We start from the raw sequence: 19980 nt of genomic DNA on the forward strand, positions 1-19980 counted from the left end.
CATGGTGAGCATAGATTCAAATTACTTTTATCTACCTTTTATATTAGAAATAGAATTTTGAGAGGAGGCTCGACAAATGCATCGATATCACTTCAACAGTTGCCCTTTCACCCATTGTTGCACTTGTTTGCGGGAGATTTTAATTCCCCCATTTTTAAGGCTTTCAGGAAGTTGTAAGCAAGCAACCGGTCTTTGAAATCCAGCTAATCGGGAGTGATACCATTGTGGTAATTGATTGATTATTTCAATATCAGCATCAATAACTGCGACTGGGCGTTGCCCAAATTCAGCATCATCGATAGGGACAACAAAAGATTGGCTAACACTTGGATGTGTATTAATAATTTTTTCAATATCTTCTGGTTGGACCCCTTCGCCAGCACTGAAAAAAAGATTGTCCAAACGGCCTAAAACACACCACTCTTCGGCATTAAAACAGCCTTTATCTCGCGTTGAATACCAACCATCAGCCGTAAGCGATAGCGGTTTTAATTTACCATCAAACCAATATCCTAATGCGACGCTGTCAGACATTATCTGAAGCTCATCATCCACTAACCTAATATTTTTGCCTTTTAGTGGAAGCCCTACTCCTGCTTTACCATCCGCACGCTTGGCACAAACGGTCGATGCCATTTCTGTCATGCCGTAACCACACCAGCATTGAATTCCCCAATGTTCTGCTTCTTGTGTTAGCTCAATAGGGATCATTGCTCCCCCTAATAAAACAGATTTTAGGGTAATAGGTTGTTGATTATTTTGCTGCGCTCTATTTTGTAAAAAACGCCATAATTGTGTGGGAACTAAAGAGGCATGGGTACAACCTTGCAAAGCATCTACAAATGGGTGCATTTCACGCACCACCAGCGTTGCTCCGCGTAATAACCAGCGCCAAAGTATACCTTGTCCTGAAACATGAAATAGAGGCAAAGAAAGTAACCAACTATCCCCCTTTTCCAAAGGCATTAATGATAAAACACCCATTGCACTGCAAAGATGAGCATCAAAGGTGTGTACTGCGGCTTTAGGTAAACCTGATGAGCCTGATGTCAAAATAAGTGTTGCCATACGAGATGGCGTCCATTGGACATCATTTACTGTTTGAGCTTTATATTGACGTGACATGTTATCTAGCTCAATGCCACTAAGATCAAGCAATGTTGCATTTAAATCTAACGGTATTTCACTCAAATCAGCATAAAAATCAATGTCTAAGTGAGGCAATAATTCATCAAGTAAAGATTTTGGAAGCTGTGGATTTAAAGGCAAAACCTTTGCACCACATTGAAAAACAGCGAGCAGTGCGAAAACAAGATTGATGTGATTTTTTCCACGCAACAACACAGTGCTTTGTGTATCAACACCTTGTTTAGCAAAATTACTAGCTAACTGATTAATATGACAACTTAGTTGTTGCCATGTAATAGGTGAAACACCTGAAATGATGGCCGTTTCATTTGGGTATAATTGTGCCCAGTGATGCCACGGCCATTGTTTAAACGGAACTACTGTTGCCATACTGTCTCTAGCTGTTCAAGAGAGATAAGCGGAATATCCACATTTGGCCAAGGACGAATAAGTTGTTGTTTAATCAAATCAACGGTATCAAGCCCCGGAATGCTATTAGGTGTTAACCATTGTGCAATTCTTGCTAATTGAGTAAGCCCGAAACTACTTTCAATACTTGAACTGATAATGGCATCTAACCCTAACGCATGCGCTTGTTTAACAAGTATTTGACAGCGCTCAAGACTTCCTACTAACGTAGGTTTAATAACAATCGTTGTCACACCAGATTGCGGTTTTATTTCAAAACCATCATCACGTACCGTTTCATCCCAAGCAATGTTAATGCCGGTTGCTTGAGAAAAAGCCAGTGACTCTTCAGGTGTTTTGCAAGGCTCTTCTAAAAATGCAATACGGTCACGCCATTGCGGATTCACATACTTCGCAAAGCCTTCTGCTTTTGCAGGAGTCCAGCTTCGATTGGCATCAAGTCTTAGTTTTAAGTCAGGGATAGCTTCTAATAACAGGTTAACAACGATCCCATCACGCACTGCTTCATATAATCCAACCTTGATTTTAGCGACTTTTTCGCCTTCCATATCATTAAGGCTTAAAATCAAATCATCAGGATCGCCATTACATAAAGGTGCAGCACGATAATTCGCGTCTTGTGGCAATGTACCTTCAAGCTCTGCTAATGCACAGCTAATACCAAAAGCCACACTTGGCAGTTCACTATGAACAGGGTTTTCACCCGCACACCAAGCTGTTAACCAAGATTGTGCGGCTTCTTGTGCTTGTTCTAAAGTTTCACGGCTAAACTCAGGAAGAGGTGAAATTTCACCCCATCCTTGTTTGCCATTTTGCTCTAAACAAACAAGAAAACCATCACGCGTTTTTAGCCTTTGATAGCGCAGAACAACGCCTGCATCTACAGGTAGGCTGAATGAATAGAGTTTGGCGTTTCGCATTATGGGTTACGTTTAAATCGAGTGAAATCAGGTTGACGTTTTTCGTTAAAGGCATTGCGACCTTCTTGACCTTCATCAGTCATATAGAACAGCATAGTTGCATTACCCGCTAATTCTTGAAGGCCTGCTTGACCATCACAGTCTGCATTTAATGCAGCTTTCAGGCAACGTAATGCCATTGGGCTGTTTTCCAGCATTTCACGACACCAGCGTACAGTTTCTTTTTCAAGATCTGCGTAAGGAACAACAGTGTTAACCAAGCCCATTTCTAATGCTTCTTTTGCATCATATTGACGGCATAAGAACCAGATTTCGCGTGCTTTCTTTTGACCAACAATACGAGCCATATAAGAAGCGCCCCAGCCACCATCAAAAGAACCCACTTTAGGCCCAGTTTGACCAAAAATAGCGTTTTCAGCAGCGATAGTTAAGTCACACATCATATGAAGTACATGACCACCACCGATAGAATAACCGGCAACCATTGCTACAACAGGTTTCGGACAAGTACGGATTTGGCGTTGGAAATCTAACACGTTCAGGTGATGAGTACCGCTATCATCGCGATATCCGCCGTAGTCGCCACGAATTTTTTGGTCACCACCTGCACAGAATGCTTTTTCACCAGCACCTGTTAAAATGATAGTACCAATTGTGTCATCATAACGTGCATCAGCTAATGCTTGGATCATCTCTTTCACTGTCAAAGGACGGAAAGCATTACGCACTTGCGGGCGGTTAATCGTAATTTTTGCAATGCCATCGACTGATTTATGATAGAGGATATCTTCAAAACCTTCAGAACAATCCTGCCATTCAATCGGTGCATATAATTTTTCTTCGCTCGGGTAAAGCATAATTAGGTTCCTTTAACCAAAGAGGGATAAAACATGATTTATCACCGCAGCATAAGCAACAGGCTGTGCCTGATGGGCATTATGACCAGCATGCGGGATAGTCGTTAATGGCAGCGAATATTGCTGCGCAATAGATTGAAACTTATTATCTTTTTCACCACAAAGCCAAATAAACGGCAAAGTGAGTTGCTGTAATTCTGTGACAAGCCAAGGCTGATGACCTAAAGAAAGTGTTTCTAAACTTTCTGCAATACAAAAACCCGCGTTACGGCGTCGTTTTTCAACGAGTAGCTGACGTTTCTCATCACTTAAATCGGCAAATACTGGTTGCTGATACCACTGCGTTAATACGTCACAGATAGGTTCATTACGAAAACGCTCGGCCCAGCGTTTATCATGTGCAATGCGACTTTGTCTTTCCGTTGCATCATATAAACCCGGATTTCCACCTTCTACAATCAATCCCATTAATCCCGTAGTATCACCAAAACATGCGTGATACATAGAAATTCTGCCACCTAACGAGTAACCAATTAACCAATAGTGGTCAATACCTTGCTCTTTAAGTGTGTTTGTTAGCAATGTACTAACTTCAACAAAATCTTTTGCACTGATAGATGCCGAACCACCATGACGAGGCAAATCAATCACAAGTGATGGATATTCATGGCAAGCCTGGATCACAGGCTCCCATTCACAACCTTCACCTAATAGCCCATGTAACCAAACTAACCAAGGCCCTTCATTATGGGTATTATATCGCTGACATGCTAAAGTCATGAGATGTTACCTGTTTTACCAGCTGATTTAATGTTTTTGCACCATCAGTATCATCAACAATTAATTCAATTAATGTCGTTGTTGGCGCCCCTGTCCAGCATGCCTGAACAGTCGTTAGCAGTGCATCCCAACTTGTTGGTGATACATAATGCAAGCCAAACATTGCGGCTGCATGTTTGAAATTTAATGAGTGAGGCATACAGTAAAAGCGTTCGCGCTCTGCCTCTGGCGTTGGTAGCATTGAGAATATTTGCCCACCGTTATTATTCACCACGATAATAACATTAGGTGCATAAACTTGTTGATGCAACGCCAAACTATTTAAATCATACAGTGCAGATAAATCACCTAATATTGTTAATGTTGGCTTTCCTGTTGCTCGATGAACACCTGCAGATGTTGAAATTAAGCCATCAATACCACTCGCACCACGATTGCTCATCACAGGATAACCTTGAGGTAATTTGGCAAATGCATCGATTAATCGTACTATCAGACTATTGCCAACAAATAGCTGTCCCTCATTAGGAAGTAATTTATCTAATTGGTGCGCAACCTGTGCTTCACCGAAATAATCAGTTATTTCACTGACTTTCTGGTAGGTTTGTTTGGCTATCTTAGTTAATGCATTTGTCCACGGTGAATTATCAATCGCAGGATGTGCCGTTAACCACTGCATAGGTGGTAATGTAAATTTCTCACCTTGATGATGACCAGGATCTAAGCGTCCCGGAATAGGATCAATAATCCAATACGTTTTTGGAGAACATCCTACTTGCCATTGTAATAAGCGTTTTCCTGTTAAACTTGAACCAAATTGAATAACGATTTCAGCCTTATTTAATTCTGATTTTATCTGTGGATTATTCAACCATAAATCGGCACAAGGTAACGGTTGCCCAGTTTGTGATAATACATCACTCAATAAAGGCCAACCTAATTGTGAAGCCCATTTTGCAACTTCAACACCCTCTTCTGGGCTAATACGCCCTGCAATAACCACACCTTTTTTCTGACGTAGTACATTCCACTGAGGATGCATAGTGACAGAGGTAAAAAGTGTTTCTTGTAGCCACGGTTTATCACTTTGCCACCAATTTCCTAAAGCTTCAGTCCACGGTGTAGATGTTTCAACATCATCCCCATATAAAGGTTCGGCAAAAGGACAATTAACGTGTAATGCACCATGAACCAATGTATTCATGGCATTATCAAGAGTAGAAACTAACCAGCTTGCAGAAATATCTACTGTTGGTCTTGGTAAAGAGAGAGTTTGCGAAGGATGCGTTGCAAAAATACCTTGCTGGCGGATAGCTTGGTTTGCACCACAATCGATTAATTCAGGCGGCCTATCTGCGGTTAAAAAGACAACGCGTTCGCCCGTTAATCCGGCCTCAATTAACGCAGGATATAAATTAGCTACGGCTGTTCCTGATGTCACGATAACAGCGACTGGCTCTTTAGTTGCTTTTGCGAGACCCAAAGCTAAATGACCAAGACCACGCTCATCAAAATGCGTATGACAGACTAATTTTTGATTGGCAGCCGCCGCAAGTGTTAAAGGGGTCGAGCGAGATCCGGGGGCAATACAGATATGGCGTAAGCCATGACGAGTCAAAGTTTCGAGTATAACTTTAGCCCATTGGCGATTAAACGAACTATTAGACATTGATCATCCCAACAACGAAAACCTGCAATTGCTATTATAATATCTGTTCCTAAATACTTTTCCTTAGCCTAGTTCAATGAACAGAAGTTTTCGTTAAATAAATCGTTAAAGAAAACACTCAAAGAGTGCATTATTTAGGCTAATCATCCACTCTATTTTCAATGAGCTCTTTTTTATCGTTAAGAATAGGAATAAATAGCGCTAGTGCTCTAAAGGATAGCATCAATTAGTTAACAATTAGCAGCGGTTATTTGAAGAGTAGCACTAAATAACTGACTTTAAAAAACTACTCATCAAATTTTGATTATTACGCTGATGTTATTTATTCAAACTGAGATTATCTGTAAGAAATTAACTCTCTTTTTCCAGCAATGTGCGTAAACCTGCCGCTTTATTCTCGATTTCAGTCCACTCTTGCTGAGGATCTGAGCCTGCAACGACGCCTGCACCAGCGTATAAAGTCAATGCATCATCATGCAACTCACCACAACGTAAGCTAACCGCAAACTCTGCATGAGGAAGAGATAAATATCCCGCAGAGCCCGCATACCAACGACGCTCGAAAGGTTCATGCTTACGAATAAATGCGCGCGCGACACTTCTTGGTAAGCCACATACGGCGGCTGTTGGCTGTAATCGTTTTAAGCAATCGATATCATCAGAATCAATTAATTTACCATGTATATAGCGACGAAGATGCTGCACTTTACGCAACCGGATAACATCTGCGGGTGACACATCGATACCGTCAACTCCACCTTGTAATCGTTGACAAATATCATCAACTACAACCAGATTTTCATGCTGATTCTTTTTATCATTCATCAACCAATCTGCAAATTTAGTGGCTTGTTGTTCATTATCAGAACTCGCTACTGTACCCGCTAACGCTTCGGTATAAAGCATCAACTCATCACGCTTATATAATCTTTCTGGTGTCGATCCCATAAATGCATCTGAAGGTGAAAACGCCAGCATATAGTGATAGCAATGATGATTAACATCACGGCTCGCCTTCATAAATTGGATCGCTTTCAGTGGGTTATCCAGCGTTAAGCATGTCGCTCTTGCAGGGACAACTTTTTCAAATAAACCTTGGCTAATTTCATCTAAGGCAATATTGAGATAGTGAGTCCACTGCTCTTGCGTTAAAGAGTGATTAACATGAGTAACAGAAACAGAAAGCGGTTCAATTTCTACGGCTTGATTTAATGTTTGCAGAAAATCTAATGTTTTTTGCTTATCACCTTCATCCAACATATTTAGATGAACAGAAAGCTGTTGCTGGTGGCGTCTAATCTCAATGCGAGGCAAAAAAAGATAGGCATCATCGCCTTTTATTTTATCAATACGACCTGGAATAATGGTATCCCACGCATTTAAGCCCCAGATACGCACATCATCACTATTTACATCACTATGGTGTAAGCCTAAAAATTGGCAAGCATCTTCAATATGATTGAAACAGCGTAATTGCCCACAAGCGGCGACTTCTTCATGCTCATCGCGATGTTGCCAATAAAATTGGGGATAATACGACTGTGCAGCAAGCCATGAGAGCAATGAAAATGAAACCTCTGATGGCAAGGTGACTTTCAAATGTAAAAGATTACCTTGTGCTGTCAGATTTATATTTTTAACTTTTTCGTACAGTGTCGAAAACACAGGATTAACCTTTTCCACTCCAAATACCCACAACTAATTAAAAGGGAGATTATACGTCTCTATACAAATTATCAAAGGGTTGATTAATTATAACCTTTGTCATTTATCAAAGTTTTGTATTTTTCATGTTACAAAGTAGATGCATTAATCTAAAAACTTAAATCGTGAACAAATCATTTTAAGGCTGAATTGTATAGACGAAAAACATTATACATAAGAGGGGTTATATGGATACAACCATCTTTGAACAAGTAGATAAATTTATCGAAGCGCCCGATGTTCCTAAAGTTGCACTCGGTTTAATATTAGGAATAGATATCGAAAATGGTCGATTACCGGGTATTGTGACTTCTCCTGATTTAATTAAGATAAAAACTTATATTAATAAAGCACTTTCACTTCCTTACAAATTAGATGATGTAATAGATTTTATTGGTTACAACCAAATAAGCACACAACAACTTTCACCCGAAAATATTTTATCTCTTTTTATCAAAATGCGAGAGCATGCACTCGAATGGAATAAAATAGAATATTCAATAAAACAGCAAGCCATTGATTTAGAAATTATTGGTAGAGAAATTACTTCTACAGGTGAAAATATTATTTCCTTTATTAATCAAATGCCGTTACTTACTAAAATATCAACAACCATGCATGATCTTTCTGAGCAAGAGTTAATCAACATCAAATATACCTCTCAAGATAAACAAGTTTCTATTCAACTTATTCATATATTGGAAAGTATGAAAGAAGATATTGAAATTGAGCGAGATAAAACACTTAAACTCAAAGAGAGTTTATCCACATTCAGAAGTAAAATCATGGGAGGAAAAGATAGTCAAAATATTGCTCATCACTCTATCTATCACGAAATTATTAATAAAAAAAGACTCATAAATGAATTTTATGATAAAAATAATGTGTTATTAAGTGACGAACGTGATTTACTGATTGAAGATATATCAATACTCAGAGAAGAATATAAAAGTTATGTTGCGCTTGCTTTTACAGGACTTGCCGCAGGCATTATCGGCGTTATTATTACAGGTGGAATTTTTGGTGCGAAAGCTGAAAATATTCGTAAAAAAAGAAATCAATTGATCGATAAAGTAAAAAACCTCAATAAAGAGATAGATATTTATACCAATCTATCACTACATTTAAATTCACTTTATATTGAACTGGAAGAAATAGAACAGCTTATTGAAGATACAAATATGGCACTAGAGCATATTGAGTATGTTTGGCAAGCCATATTAACAGAGATAGAAGCATCAATTAATAATTTCAATAAAATAAACAATGCATTAGAGCTTATTAAATTTAGTATTTATTTAGAAAAGATCATCTCACCTTGGTATATGGTCATTGGTTATTCAAAAGAGATCTTATTCTCTTTCGATAGTGCTCTCTCTTCTTTTTACTCCTCAAATTAACAAAAGGAAATTGTTATGAATAATCATGAAACTCTCATCATTTCAGAAATATCTTTCGAGCATAATAAACTCTTTCATGCATATCGAAACATTCTTCATTTAAGTAATAATAAATGTTATATGAATAATGACTTTGACAATGAACTATCCTTATTTTTAGATAAAAACAATAAAAACATTGAGAGTATTATTTATTTTTCTTTATTACTTAAAAGCAGGCTAAGACAAAAACTACTTAATGATATATTTAAAACTATTAATGAAATTGATGAAGAGATAAAAAAAGAAGCTCTTAATGTAGAGTTAAAATTCAAACTGGAAGTAGAAAAAAAAGAGATCATAGATATATATCTAAACGAGATAAACGAAACAAGTACTATAATTAGTGAACATAATTTATTTCTATCAACTGAAATAAAGCAACTTAAAAAACAGTTTATCACTCATAAGGTCACCCCCTTTATCGTTGATAAAAAGGATTCAATTAATCAATTAACAAAAAGCATTTTAACCTTAGAGATTGATTCAGAAAAAACAAAGAAAGAACTGGATATTATTCGAGAGAGTGAAGATATCTTAAATAAAAAACATTTTTTCGATCTTTTCAAAGGTTCTATTCCGTCAAAATCAGAAATTGAAGGACTTAATATTGAACCTAAAGAAAAAAACCTGCTATCTTCATTGATAGAAATACTTAATAATTTATTTTCAACTTTAAGTCATGGTTTTTCTTATACTAAAATAGTTGAAACGCGTCACCAGTTAACGGCAAATTACCTAGAACAAATTAAACAACTTAATCAATTAAGAAACAAAAAACAAAATGCCCTATTTGTTCTAAAACACTACTATAAACTAATTGATATCGACTATTACCTAAGAGTGTTTATTGAACAACTAGAACAATTAAATAAATATTGGAATAATATTAATTTACAGTTTTACGAGTTAAAAAATAATATTTTATTAACAGAAGATATTATTATTCCTCTATTTTTATTCTTAGATGATTTTTCTTTATATTACGATACGTCGGAAAAGCTAAACAGCAATACGCCTTAACTAAAAAAAACGGCTCTGTATTACAGAGCCGTTTTATTATCTTATTATCTAATAATGTCGATTAATTTACTGCTGGAGCAATAATCGCAAAATTAGTTAATTCAATAAGTGGTTGTGGCCACACACCTAATGCGATAACAACAATTGCACAGATTAGCGCAACAAATGTCGCCATATTTTGTGATGTTGTTGAAATTGCAGGAGTGTTGTCATTGTCTGGTTTGCGTAAAAAGACAATAGCCGCAGCACGTAGATAGTAGAATAAGCCAATCGCACTACCTAACACAACCATGCCAGTTAACCACCACAAGCTTGAGCTGATACCTGCAATGATGACATACAGTTTACCAATAAAGCCTAATGTAATTGGTACACCTGCCAGTGATAACATCATCAGTGACATCACCACAGCAACCACAGGACGACGCCAGAATAATCCGCGGTAGTCTTCCAGTGAATCCATTTCGCTCTCACGATAAGGACTTGAAGCTACTGCAATAGCACCAAACGCCCCTAAGCTTGCAAACAAGTAACCCGCTAAATAAATTTCAGCTGTTTCTTGTGCTAATACAGGGCTGTATTGCAATACAATTAATGCTACTAGCAGATAACCAAGGTGCGATACTGAAGAGTAACCCAGTAAGCGCTTCACGCTCTTTTGCGTTAATGCCATGATGTTACCAAACAAGATAGAGGCAATTGCCATGAAACCTAAGATCATTCGTAAGGTTTCACTATCTGCTGCGGGTGCTTCAAGGAATAAACGCATAACAACAGCAAAAATACCAATCTTACTTGCTGTCGCTAAGAATGCGCCTGTTGGTGCTGGTGCGCCTTGGTAAACATCTGGTGTCCACAGTTGGAATGGGAATAACGATAATTTAAATCCAATCCCCACTAACATCATACCTAAACCTGCAAGTACTAATGGTTTATGGATATTGCTATCACTTAAACTTTGTCCCATTGCAGTAAAGGAGAGGTTTCCTGCTTCTGCATAGAGAAGTGCCATACCAAACAGTAAGAAAGAAGATGCTGCTGCCGAAAGCAGCATATATTTAATACCTGCTTCCAGTGATGGGCGTTGTTGGAATGCATAACCGATAAGACCAAACAGTGGCAATGTCAGTAATTCAATACCAATAAACATTGATGCGAAGTGGTGAGCGGAAGAGAGTAAGATCCCCCCAATAACCGCAATCGCAATCAGCAAATAAAACTCTTCTTTGTTATCTTGATAGCCTTCTAACCAAGGATAAGCAAAAGCAATAGTTCCAATACCAGAAAGGATCACTAGCGCGGTAAAGAAGCTAGAGTATCCATCAACATGGTAAAGCGTGGTAACGTCCACTACGCCTAATGCATTAACGTAATAGAGTGATCCCAGCGCAATGATGAAACCTGTTGCTGTCAAAGTGGCAATAGTAAAATGATCGCGTCGCCACGCAATGGACAGCATCACAACCACCACCGTCAATCCGACGATCAATAGCGGTAGCATTGCGATCAATTGTTCAGGAGTTATTGTCATGGCGAATTACGGCCTTACTGTTGAAATAGAAGCGGAATACCAAGTCTGGAGATTTTCCATCGCTGATATTGATGTGTCTAATACTGGTTGAGGGAAGAAGCCCAAGATAACCAATAAAACAACCAATGTGATCAGGATAAAGAACTCTCTCAGATCTAACCCTTTATAGGTTCTTTCAGCTGTTTTCGGTGAACCATAGTAAGCTTGTTGCATCATCCACAATGCGTAGACAGAAGCAAAAACTAAACCAAAGACCGAAATAATCGTGATCAGCTTAAAGTGACCATAAGTACCAAACAGGATCATAAACTCACCAACGAAGTTACCTGTTCCTGGCATACCTAAAGAGGCAACCGCAAAGAACAATGAAAACGCTGGTAAGAAACGGATGCTTTTCCACAATCCACCCATTTGGTTCATATCACGCGTACCTAAACGCTCATACAGCATGCCACACATGATAAAGAGACCTGCTGCTGACAAACCATTGGTGATCATTTGAATAATCGCACCTTGGTAAGCCAATACAGAGCCGGCATAAATCGCAATTACGATAAAGCCCATGTGAGAAATACTACTGTAAGCCGCAAGACGTTTAATATCTGTCTGACGAAATGCCAGTAATGCTGCATAAAATACAGTAATTAAACCTAACCACATCGCCACAGGTGCCAGTAATGCTGACGCTTCTGGGAAGAGCGGTAAGTTAAAACGTAATAGGCCGTAAGCTGCTGTTTTTAGCAAAATACCTGATAAGTCAACAGAGCCTGCTGTTGGTGCTTCTGCGTGAGCATCTGCTAACCAGCCATGTACAGGAACAATTGGCATTTTCACTGCAAATGCAGCGAAGAAACCTAACATCAGGATAAATTGTAGTTCAGAGCTTAAAACCGTATGTGCTTGTAATAAGGTATCGTAGTTAAACGTCCAAATACCTGTTTCACGGTAGAAAGCCACCGCAAGACCGATAATGGCCAGCAACATTAACAGGCCACTTGCCTGTGTATAGATAAAGAATTTTGTTGCCGCACTAACGTGTTTTTTATCGCTACTTCCTTTGTGTCCCCATAAAGAAATTAGGAAATACATTGGGATCAACATCATTTCCCAGAAGAAGAAGAATAAGAACAGGTCAGTCGCTAAGAATACACCCATTACACCTGCTAAGATCCACAGCAGGTTAAAATGGAAAGCACCTTGTGATGGCTGATTTTCACTCCACGATGAAAGTACCGCTAAGATACCTAAAATCGCAGTTAATACAGTCATCAGTAATGACATACCATCAAGTGCAAATTGGATATTAATCCCTAAAGCAGGGATCCACGGCACAAAGTAATACTCTGTCCAGCGTGGTGCTCCATCAGCACTAAGTAGTTGATAATCGCCCTGCAACCAAAGTTGCACAGAAATAACGAGTGTTAATCCCATCGTCAGCAACGCAACCCAGCGAGGGACTTGCGAGCCGATTCGTTCAGCCTGCCAACTTAGCAGGCCACCGATGAAGGGAATAAGTATTAGCCAGGGTAATAACATGGCGCAATGTGTCCCTTAATTAAACCAGAAGCAGCAGAGCGATGACCAGCACTGCACCTAAACCGAGAGAAGCCGCATACCAACGTGCTAATCCATTCTCACTGAAACTTAATCCTTTATTGGTACCTTTAAGCAGGCAACCAAATAAATTAAAGAATTGGTTAACAGGATCATTCTGGATAAGCCACGCCGCCCCTTTATAAGGTTTGACAAACAGCACTTCATACAGCGCATCGAATCCCCAAGCATGGAACCACCATGTTGAGAAGAAACGGCCTGTGCGAGTATTGGCAACCTTAGAAACACATTGACGCTGTTTTAGGTATAACCATGCTGCAATGGCAACGCCTACTATCGCTACCACACCAGAAAGAATTTCCAACACATATTTACCATCGTGCGATGCGTTTCCTTCAGGGAAAACAGCACCTAACGGTTGAGTAATTAACGCACCGATAAATGTTGATAACAGTGCTAATACCGCTAATGGGAAAGTATGAGTAAACCCTTTAACTTGGTGTGCTTCGGTTTTGGTTTCACCATGGAATACGATGAAAATCAAACGGAAGGTATAAAGTGACGTAAATAACGCGCCAACTAAACCTGCAAGCATTAAGTTAAAATGCCCGTTTGAATACGCACCCCATAAGATTTCATCTTTACTGAAGAACCCTGCTGTTAACAGCGGTAATGCCGCTAATGCGCCACCACCAATTAGGAAACAGGCATAAACAAATGGGATCTTCTTACGTAATCCGCCCATCTTAAAGATATTCTGCTCGTGGTGGCAGGCAACAATCACCGAACCTGCTGATAAGAACAGTAATGCTTTAAAGAAAGCGTGAGTCATTAAGTGGAAAATTGCCGCATCCCATGCTTGAGCGCCTAAAGCCAAGAACATATAACCAATTTGGCTCATGGTTGAATAAGCAAGAATACGTTTGATATCTGTTTGTACTAAAGCTGCAAAGCCCGCTAACACTAATGTGACTGCACCGATAATGCCGACCAATTCCAGTACTTCTGGTGCCATTAAGAATAGCGCATTGCTACGTGCGACTAAGTACACACCCGCCGTGACCATGGTTGCGGCGTGAATTAATGCAGATACAGGTGTTGGACCTGCCATTGCATCGGCTAACCAAGTTTGTAATGGAAGCTGTGCTGATTTACCTACTGCACCGCCTAATACCATTAACATTGCCCAGTTAATGACACTTGAACCCACTGCTAATTGCTCAGGAGCAAGTACTGCCATTTCACGGAAGCTCAATGTACCTAATTGGTCAAACAGGATAAACATACCGATAGCTAAGAACACATCACCGATACGCGTTACGATAAACGCTTTCATCGCAGCTGCGCCATTGGCAGGATTGCTATAATAGAAACCAATTAACAGGTAACTACATAAACCAACCCCTTCCCAACCCATATACATCAGCATCATATTATCAGCCAGTACTAAGACGACCATACTTGCGATAAATAAGTTGGTATAAGCAAAGAAGCGAGAATACCCTTCTTCGCCACGCATATACCAAGATGCATACATATGAATAAGAAAGCCAACGCCAGTGATAACACCCAGCATTGTTAATGAAAGACCATCAAGAACCAGTGTAAACGGAATATTGAAATTCCCTGCTGACATCCAGTTCCATAAAGTCAGAACATAAGTTTCTTGCCCGTTAGCAAAGAAATCCATACCAGCCCAAAATGCAACAAGGGCAGATAAACCAACAGAACCTGTACCAATCCATGCTGATACGTTTTCAGACCAACGACCACGTGAGAAAGCAAGCAGTAAGAATCCCAGCAGTGGTAGCAGAATGGTTAAATAGAGTATATTCATCCGCGCATCTCACTGACTGTATCGATATTGATATTTTGGCGATGTCTATGAAGCTGTAACAACAATGCCAGACCAATACTTGCCTCTGCCGCTGCCAAGCTGATTGCCAGAATATACATTATCTGACCATCCGTTTGACCCCAAAAGCTACCACCGACAACAAATGCCAGCGCAGCCGCATTAATCATAATTTCTAGTCCGATCAACATAAACAACAGGTTGCGGCGAAGTACTAAGCAGGTAAAACCTAACACAAACAGTACCGCAGCCAAGATCAAACCATGTTGAAGAGGTATCATTTTTGCTCCCCTGCGTTTTCGTTTTCGACGAGATCGTCATGGCTCTGATCACGACCAATGTGATAAGCAACTATTAACCCAGACAATAGAAGAACAGATGCTAACTCAACAGCCAGAATATAAGGTCCAAATAAGCTAATACCGACCTCTTTCGCGCCAATCACATCTCCAGCAATTTCGCCGTGAGTCACAGTACTGATGGCGTACACTAACACCACAAGTAAAGTGAGAGATAAAAGTGCCGGCCCAATCCAAAACTTCGGTTGTAGCCATTTTTTCTCTTGATCAACGACGGATTTACCTAAGTTGAGCATCATCACCACGAAAACGAACAACACCATAATGGCGCCAGCGTAAACGATGATTTCTAATGCACCAGCAAAATAAGCGCCTAACGAGAAGAAAACCACAGAGAGCGCAATCAATGAAATCACTAAGTACAACAATGCGTGTACTGGATTGGTATGAGTGATAACTCTCAATGTTGCAAGGATGGCAATCAGCCCCGCGATGTAAAATGCAAATTCCATGAATATCGCTCCTTACGGTAACAGGCTTTTGACATCGATAGGTTTAGCTTCATCATCCGCATCACCTTTGTCTTTGCCGTTAATCGCCATACCTGTTTTACGGTAAAAGTTATATTCAGGATATTTGCCAGGTCCAGAAATCAACAGATCGTCTTTTTCATAAACCAGATCCTGACGTTTAAACTCACCCATTTCGAAATCAGGCGTTAATTGCAGTGCCGTTGTTGGGCAAGCTTCTTCACATAAACCGCAGAAGATACAACGAGAAAAGTTGATACGGAAAAATTCCGGATACCAACGACCATCTTCATGTTCTGCTTTCTGTAATGAAATACAGCCTACTGGACAGACTGCTGCACACAAGTTACAAGCAACACAGCGCTCTTCACCATCAGGATCACGCGTCAACACAATACGTCCACGATAACGTGGTGCAACATTGACAGGTTCTTCCGGGTACATCTGTGTTTCGCGTTTGGCGAAGGCATGTAAGCCAATCATCCAAATGCTTCGTACCTGGGTGCCGAAACCAGTCAATAACTCTTTTAAAGTCATGGTTCAATCACCCCTTATTGAGCGTTGTAAAGTATCACTGCAGCAGTTACCAGCAGATTAATAAGCGTTAACGGTAAGCAAATTTTCCAACCGAAAGACATCACTTGGTCGTAACGCGGACGCGGTAACGAGGCACGAATAAGGATAAACATCATCATGAAGAATCCTGTTTTCAGTGCAAACCAAACGAATGACGGTAAGAAAGGACCTTGCCAACCACCAAAGAATAACGTCACGATAAGACCCGATACCGCAACGATACCGATATATTCACCAACAAAGAATAAACCGAATTTCATACCAGAATATTCAATGTGATAACCATCAGCCAACTCTTGCTCTGCTTCAGGTTGGTCAAATGGGTGACGGTGACAAACAGCAACCCCTGCAATCGCAAACGTAATAAAGCCAAAGAATTGTGGGATGATATTCCACACATTTGCTTGTGAGTTTACGATGTCAGTCAGGTTGAAAGAGCCTGCTTGTGCAACAACACCTAAGATTGAGAGCCCTAAGAACACCTCATAACTTACGGTTTGTGCTGATGCACGCATTGCACCTAACAGTGAATATTTGTTATTACTTGACCAGCCTGCAAATAACACGGCATACACCGCAATACCGGCAACCATCAAGAAGAACAAAATACCGATGTTTAAGTCAGCGACAACCCATGTTGAGCTAACAGGTACAATTGCAAATGACAGCAGTAAAGATGAAAACGCAATCACTGGCGCAATGGTGAAGATAAAGCGGTCAGCAAATTTCGGGATCCAGTCCTCTTTAAAGAACATTTTGATCATATCCGCAATTAGCTGCGCTGAACCTGCATAACCTACACGGTTAGGCCCATAACGGTTTTGGAATAAACCCAGTAAACGGCGTTCCCCCATACTCATAAAAGCACCACAAGTGACCACGACAAGCAAGATCACGACGGCTTTTAAAACGGTGAGTAAAATCTCTGTAACTTCAGGAGATAACCAGCTCATTATGCAATACCCCGCAGTTGACGAACCGATACACCCACCAGCGATGGAGAAATACCTGCCATACCTAACGGCAAGCCAATTTGACCTTGAGTCAGGTGAGCACTGATTTTCACAGGTAAGGTGAATTCACGGCCTTCGTAAGTAAACATCGCTTGCTGACCTTGAGTTAACGCTAATGCCTGTGCATCAGATTCACTCAATGTTAAATAAGCAGTTTCCATACGAGATTGGATAACTTCAGCGCGTTGTGATAACTCTTCACTACCAAATAAACGGTAGCAAGGTGCGACAGTCCATTGATTTTTCTGTGCATTAAATGGCGCAGGAATATCAGTGAAGTAGCCAAGTGTATTATCACCACATTCGATTAAGCGCACACCCGGATCGCCAAAACGTAAGCTGCCACCCACTTCTGCTTGGAATTTATTCCATGCTTGAGGTGAGTTCCAACCCGGTGCCCATGCAAATGGAATTTGCTGACGAGGTGCTGTTGGGCTGTTATTACCTTCCATTGAGAACGCAAATGGCGTGTCGATATCTTTTGGTTGACGCTGTTCATGAACAGACACATTTGCCAACATAGAAGTACGACCACTATAACGATGCGGTTCACGAGCCAGTTTCTGTCCACGAATACGGAATGATGCATTCGGTGCAGCATCAACAATGCCAGCAAACTGAGGAAGACTGGTTGCACAATGCTCGATAACACTGTCTAACTGTGTCCAATCCAACGTTCTTTCATGCCATTGAGAATCAACAGCACTCAACCAACGCCAGCTTTCATGCATCACCACTTCTTTGTTATAGAAAGAAGGTTCGAAAACTTGGAAGTAACGCTGTGCTCTGCCCTCTTGACTCACCATGGTTCCATCGCTTTCAGCGAATGAAGAAGCTGGGAGAACAAGGTGTGCTTTCGCCATAATGTCTGTTTGCTGGTGGTCGATAACAATAACGTTATCAACTTTAGCAATCGCATCATCAATCACGTCTGCATCGTAATGGCGATATAAATCGTTTTCCATTACAACAACCGTGTTAGCTTGACCACTACGCATCATTTTTAATGCATCATCAAGTGGTTGTGCATTCATCATGGCAAGACCCATGCTATTTGCATCATCAGCAACGAAAGAAAGCCCTACTTCATTACCTTTTGCTTTTAATGCAAACGCAATGTTAGCAGCTGCTTTGATAACGTCTTCGCTACCTGCATGACTACCACTGATAATTAATGGTTTCTTCGCTTGAGAAAGTGCTTGAACAACCATCTCGATATGTTTATTCAGCGCTTCATCAATGCCATCAACTGCAGGTGCTTCACCGTTAATGTTATTGGCAATCGCAAAACCTAAACGCGCTTGATCAACAACGGGTGCGCGGTAGCTCCATGCAGCAACATCATCAAGGCGGGTCTCATCAACATGAGTGACAAACAGCGGATATTTTGCACGTTGTCCGATATTCATAATCGCAGCAATTTGCCAGTCAGCTACTTTTTGAGCGGCTGCCATTTCACGCGCTTTACCTTTCACGGCTTGACGTACAGACAATGCCATACGAGCACCGGTTTGTGTTAAATCTTCACCTAACACTAAAACAGCATCGTAATCTTCAATTTCACGTAGAGATGGGGTATGAACGCCACCTTTTTGTAAAATATCTAACATTAATGTCAGTCGTTTTTGCTCTGATGCAGAGATACCGCTATAGAAGTTTTCAGCACCAACAACTTCACGTAATGCAAAGTTACTTTCAATGCTTGCACGCGGAGAACCAATACCTACGATACGCTGGCTTTTCTTCAGCATATCTGCAGCGGCTTGAGTTGCTTGAACAGCATTAATTTCTAACCAGTTACTGCCTAAACGTTTTTTAGGCTGACGAGGTCTGCTTGCTAAATTCACATAACCATAGCCAAAACGACCACGGTCACAGAGGAAATAGCGGTTTACAGTCCCGTTATAACGGTTTTCAATACGACGTAATTCACCATAGCGTTCACCTGGGCTTGTGTTACAACCCATGCTACAACCTTGGCAAATACTTGGTGCAAACTGCATATCCCACTTACGGTTATAACGTGATGAGTGAGTTTTATCAGTGAACACACCTGTTGGACAAATTTCAACCAAGTTACCCGAGAATTCGCTCTCTAATGTGCCATCTTCAACGCGTCCAAAGAATACGTTGTTATGGGCACCAAAGACGCCAAGATCAGTACCATCAGCATAGTCTTTGTAGTAACGAACACAGCGGTAACAAGCAATACAACGGTTCATTTCATGAGAAATAAACGGTCCCAGATCTTGGTTTCTATGTGTACGCTTCGTAAAGCGATAGCGACGCATAGTATGACCTGTCATTACCGTCATATCTTGAAGGTGGCAGTTACCGCCTTCTTCACAAACTGGACAGTCATGAGGATGGTTTGTCATATACCATTCAACAACGCTTTCACGAAATTTCTTCGCTTCTTCGTCGTCAATAGAGATAAACGTGCCATCAGTCGCCGGCGTCATACAAGACATCACTAAACGACCGCGGGTATCCTCAGCATTTTGATACTGCTTCACCGCACACTGGCGGCAAGCGCCAACGCTTCCCAGCGCTGGGTGCCAGCAAAAATAAGGAATATCTAAGCCTAAATTAAGACAGGCTTCTAACAGGTTATCAGCCCCGTTAACTTCATATTCTTTGCCGTCTACATGAATCGTAGCCATAGTCAGCATG

General features: G+C 40.5%; 16 protein-coding genes. 2 read left to right on the forward strand and 14 right to left on the reverse strand.

The features are described from left to right. Positions 1–87: 87 nt before the first annotated feature. From menE to ABN236_RS10285, 6 genes are all read right to left on the reverse strand, one after another. Positions 88–1518 carry an o-succinylbenzoate--CoA ligase gene (gene menE, locus ABN236_RS10260; protein ID WP_349473916.1) on the reverse strand — a complete coding sequence of 477 codons (1431 nt, stop codon included), beginning with the start codon at positions 1516–1518 and terminating at the stop codon, positions 88–90. Next, positions 1506–2477 (reverse strand): o-succinylbenzoate synthase, encoded by a 972-nt coding sequence (gene menC / locus ABN236_RS10265; RefSeq protein ID WP_349473917.1) that lies wholly within the window; start codon positions 2475–2477, stop codon positions 1506–1508. Before menC ends, menE begins: the two co-directional genes overlap by 13 nt. Next, positions 2477–3334: a 1,4-dihydroxy-2-naphthoyl-CoA synthase gene (gene menB, locus ABN236_RS10270; protein WP_075670662.1), complete on the reverse strand. Its 858-nt coding sequence runs from the start codon at positions 3332–3334 to the stop codon at positions 2477–2479. The genes menC and menB overlap by 1 nt, the downstream gene beginning before the upstream one ends. Positions 3335–3346: 12 nt before the next feature. Then, a complete protein-coding gene (gene menH / locus ABN236_RS10275; protein ID WP_088495137.1) occupies positions 3347–4114 on the reverse strand; it encodes a 2-succinyl-6-hydroxy-2,4-cyclohexadiene-1-carboxylate synthase in 768 nt (255 codons plus the stop codon). Further along, positions 4089–5783 (reverse strand): 2-succinyl-5-enolpyruvyl-6-hydroxy-3-cyclohexene-1-carboxylic-acid synthase, encoded by a 1695-nt coding sequence (gene menD, locus ABN236_RS10280; RefSeq protein ID WP_349473918.1) that lies wholly within the window; start codon positions 5781–5783, stop codon positions 4089–4091. The genes menH and menD overlap by 26 nt, the downstream gene beginning before the upstream one ends. 351 nt (positions 5784–6134) lie before the next feature. Then, on the reverse strand, positions 6135–7466 hold the full coding sequence (locus tag ABN236_RS10285) for an isochorismate synthase (protein WP_349473919.1): 1332 nt from the start codon (positions 7464–7466) through the stop codon (positions 6135–6137). Positions 7467–7675: 209 nt separating this feature from the next. Between ABN236_RS10285 and ABN236_RS10290 the strand changes: the two genes are divergently transcribed. Together ABN236_RS10290 and ABN236_RS10295 are read left to right on the forward strand one after the other, a co-directional pair. After that, positions 7676–8887 carry an alpha-xenorhabdolysin family binary toxin subunit A gene (locus tag ABN236_RS10290; RefSeq protein WP_349473920.1) on the forward strand — a complete coding sequence of 404 codons (1212 nt, stop codon included), beginning with the start codon at positions 7676–7678 and terminating at the stop codon, positions 8885–8887. Between the two features lie 15 nt (positions 8888–8902). After that, positions 8903–9949, forward strand: coding sequence for an alpha-xenorhabdolysin family binary toxin subunit B (locus ABN236_RS10295; RefSeq protein WP_349473921.1), 1047 nt, complete (start codon positions 8903–8905; stop codon positions 9947–9949). A gap of 61 nt (positions 9950–10010) precedes the next feature. Here ABN236_RS10295 and nuoN read toward each other — a convergent pair whose 3' ends face one another. From nuoN to nuoG, 8 genes are read right to left on the reverse strand one after another with little or no spacing between them, the layout of a single operon-like run. After that, positions 10011–11480, reverse strand: coding sequence for an NADH-quinone oxidoreductase subunit NuoN (gene nuoN / locus ABN236_RS10300; RefSeq protein WP_109401836.1), 1470 nt, complete (start codon positions 11478–11480; stop codon positions 10011–10013). A 6-nt stretch (positions 11481–11486) separates the two neighbouring features. Then, the gene (gene nuoM, locus ABN236_RS10305) at positions 11487–13016 is read right to left on the reverse strand and encodes an NADH-quinone oxidoreductase subunit M (RefSeq protein ID WP_270753823.1); all 1530 of its coding nucleotides are present in this window, start codon (positions 13014–13016) and stop codon (positions 11487–11489) included. A 19-nt stretch (positions 13017–13035) separates the two neighbouring features. Next, positions 13036–14871, reverse strand: a complete 1836-nt coding sequence (nuoL, locus tag ABN236_RS10310) for an NADH-quinone oxidoreductase subunit L (RefSeq protein WP_165122930.1) — start codon at positions 14869–14871, stop codon at positions 13036–13038. Beyond that, positions 14868–15170 (reverse strand): NADH-quinone oxidoreductase subunit NuoK, encoded by a 303-nt coding sequence (gene nuoK, locus ABN236_RS10315; RefSeq protein WP_023581731.1) that lies wholly within the window; start codon positions 15168–15170, stop codon positions 14868–14870. The genes nuoL and nuoK overlap by 4 nt, the downstream gene beginning before the upstream one ends. After that, positions 15167–15700 carry an NADH-quinone oxidoreductase subunit J gene (nuoJ, locus tag ABN236_RS10320; protein ID WP_194950819.1) on the reverse strand — a complete coding sequence of 178 codons (534 nt, stop codon included), beginning with the start codon at positions 15698–15700 and terminating at the stop codon, positions 15167–15169. The genes nuoK and nuoJ overlap by 4 nt, the downstream gene beginning before the upstream one ends. 12 nt (positions 15701–15712) lie before the next feature. Next, positions 15713–16255, reverse strand: coding sequence for an NADH-quinone oxidoreductase subunit NuoI (gene nuoI, locus ABN236_RS10325; RefSeq protein WP_006533299.1), 543 nt, complete (start codon positions 16253–16255; stop codon positions 15713–15715). Between the two features lie 14 nt (positions 16256–16269). Next, the gene (gene nuoH, locus ABN236_RS10330; RefSeq protein ID WP_194950820.1) at positions 16270–17247 is read right to left on the reverse strand and encodes an NADH-quinone oxidoreductase subunit NuoH; all 978 of its coding nucleotides are present in this window, start codon (positions 17245–17247) and stop codon (positions 16270–16272) included. After that, positions 17247–19979, reverse strand: coding sequence for an NADH-quinone oxidoreductase subunit NuoG (gene nuoG / locus ABN236_RS10335; protein WP_194950821.1), 2733 nt, complete (start codon positions 19977–19979; stop codon positions 17247–17249). Before nuoG ends, nuoH begins: the two co-directional genes overlap by 1 nt. Position 19980 lies beyond the last annotated feature (1 nt).

It is taken from the genome of Proteus sp. fly-1013, from assembly GCF_040140245.1.
In the GTDB taxonomy this organism is placed as follows: domain Bacteria; phylum Pseudomonadota; class Gammaproteobacteria; order Enterobacterales; family Enterobacteriaceae; genus Proteus; species Proteus mirabilis_B.

Coding starts and splice junctions, on each gene's coding strand:
- ABN236_RS10295 (WP_349473921.1), top strand. CDS start 8,903: ATGAATAATCATGAAACTCTCATCATTTCAGAAATATCTTTCGAGCAT.
- menB (WP_075670662.1), bottom strand. CDS start 3,334: ATGCTTTACCCGAGCGAAGAAAAATTATATGCACCGATTGAATGGCAG.
- nuoH (WP_194950820.1), bottom strand. CDS start 17,247: ATGAGCTGGTTATCTCCTGAAGTTACAGAGATTTTACTCACCGTTTTA.
- menC (WP_349473917.1), bottom strand. CDS start 2,477: ATGCGAAACGCCAAACTCTATTCATTCAGCCTACCTGTAGATGCAGGC.
- nuoI (WP_006533299.1), bottom strand. CDS start 16,255: ATGACTTTAAAAGAGTTATTGACTGGTTTCGGCACCCAGGTACGAAGC.
- nuoG (WP_194950821.1), bottom strand. CDS start 19,979: ATGCTGACTATGGCTACGATTCATGTAGACGGCAAAGAATATGAAGTT.
- nuoJ (WP_194950819.1), bottom strand. CDS start 15,700: ATGGAATTTGCATTTTACATCGCGGGGCTGATTGCCATCCTTGCAACA.
- nuoN (WP_109401836.1), bottom strand. CDS start 11,480: ATGACAATAACTCCTGAACAATTGATCGCAATGCTACCGCTATTGATC.
- menE (WP_349473916.1), bottom strand. CDS start 1,518: ATGGCAACAGTAGTTCCGTTTAAACAATGGCCGTGGCATCACTGGGCA.
- nuoK (WP_023581731.1), bottom strand. CDS start 15,170: ATGATACCTCTTCAACATGGTTTGATCTTGGCTGCGGTACTGTTTGTG.
- menH (WP_088495137.1), bottom strand. CDS start 4,114: ATGACTTTAGCATGTCAGCGATATAATACCCATAATGAAGGGCCTTGG.
- menD (WP_349473918.1), bottom strand. CDS start 5,783: ATGTCTAATAGTTCGTTTAATCGCCAATGGGCTAAAGTTATACTCGAA.
- nuoL (WP_165122930.1), bottom strand. CDS start 14,871: ATGAATATACTCTATTTAACCATTCTGCTACCACTGCTGGGATTCTTA.
- ABN236_RS10290 (WP_349473920.1), top strand. CDS start 7,676: ATGGATACAACCATCTTTGAACAAGTAGATAAATTTATCGAAGCGCCC.
- nuoM (WP_270753823.1), bottom strand. CDS start 13,016: ATGTTATTACCCTGGCTAATACTTATTCCCTTCATCGGTGGCCTGCTA.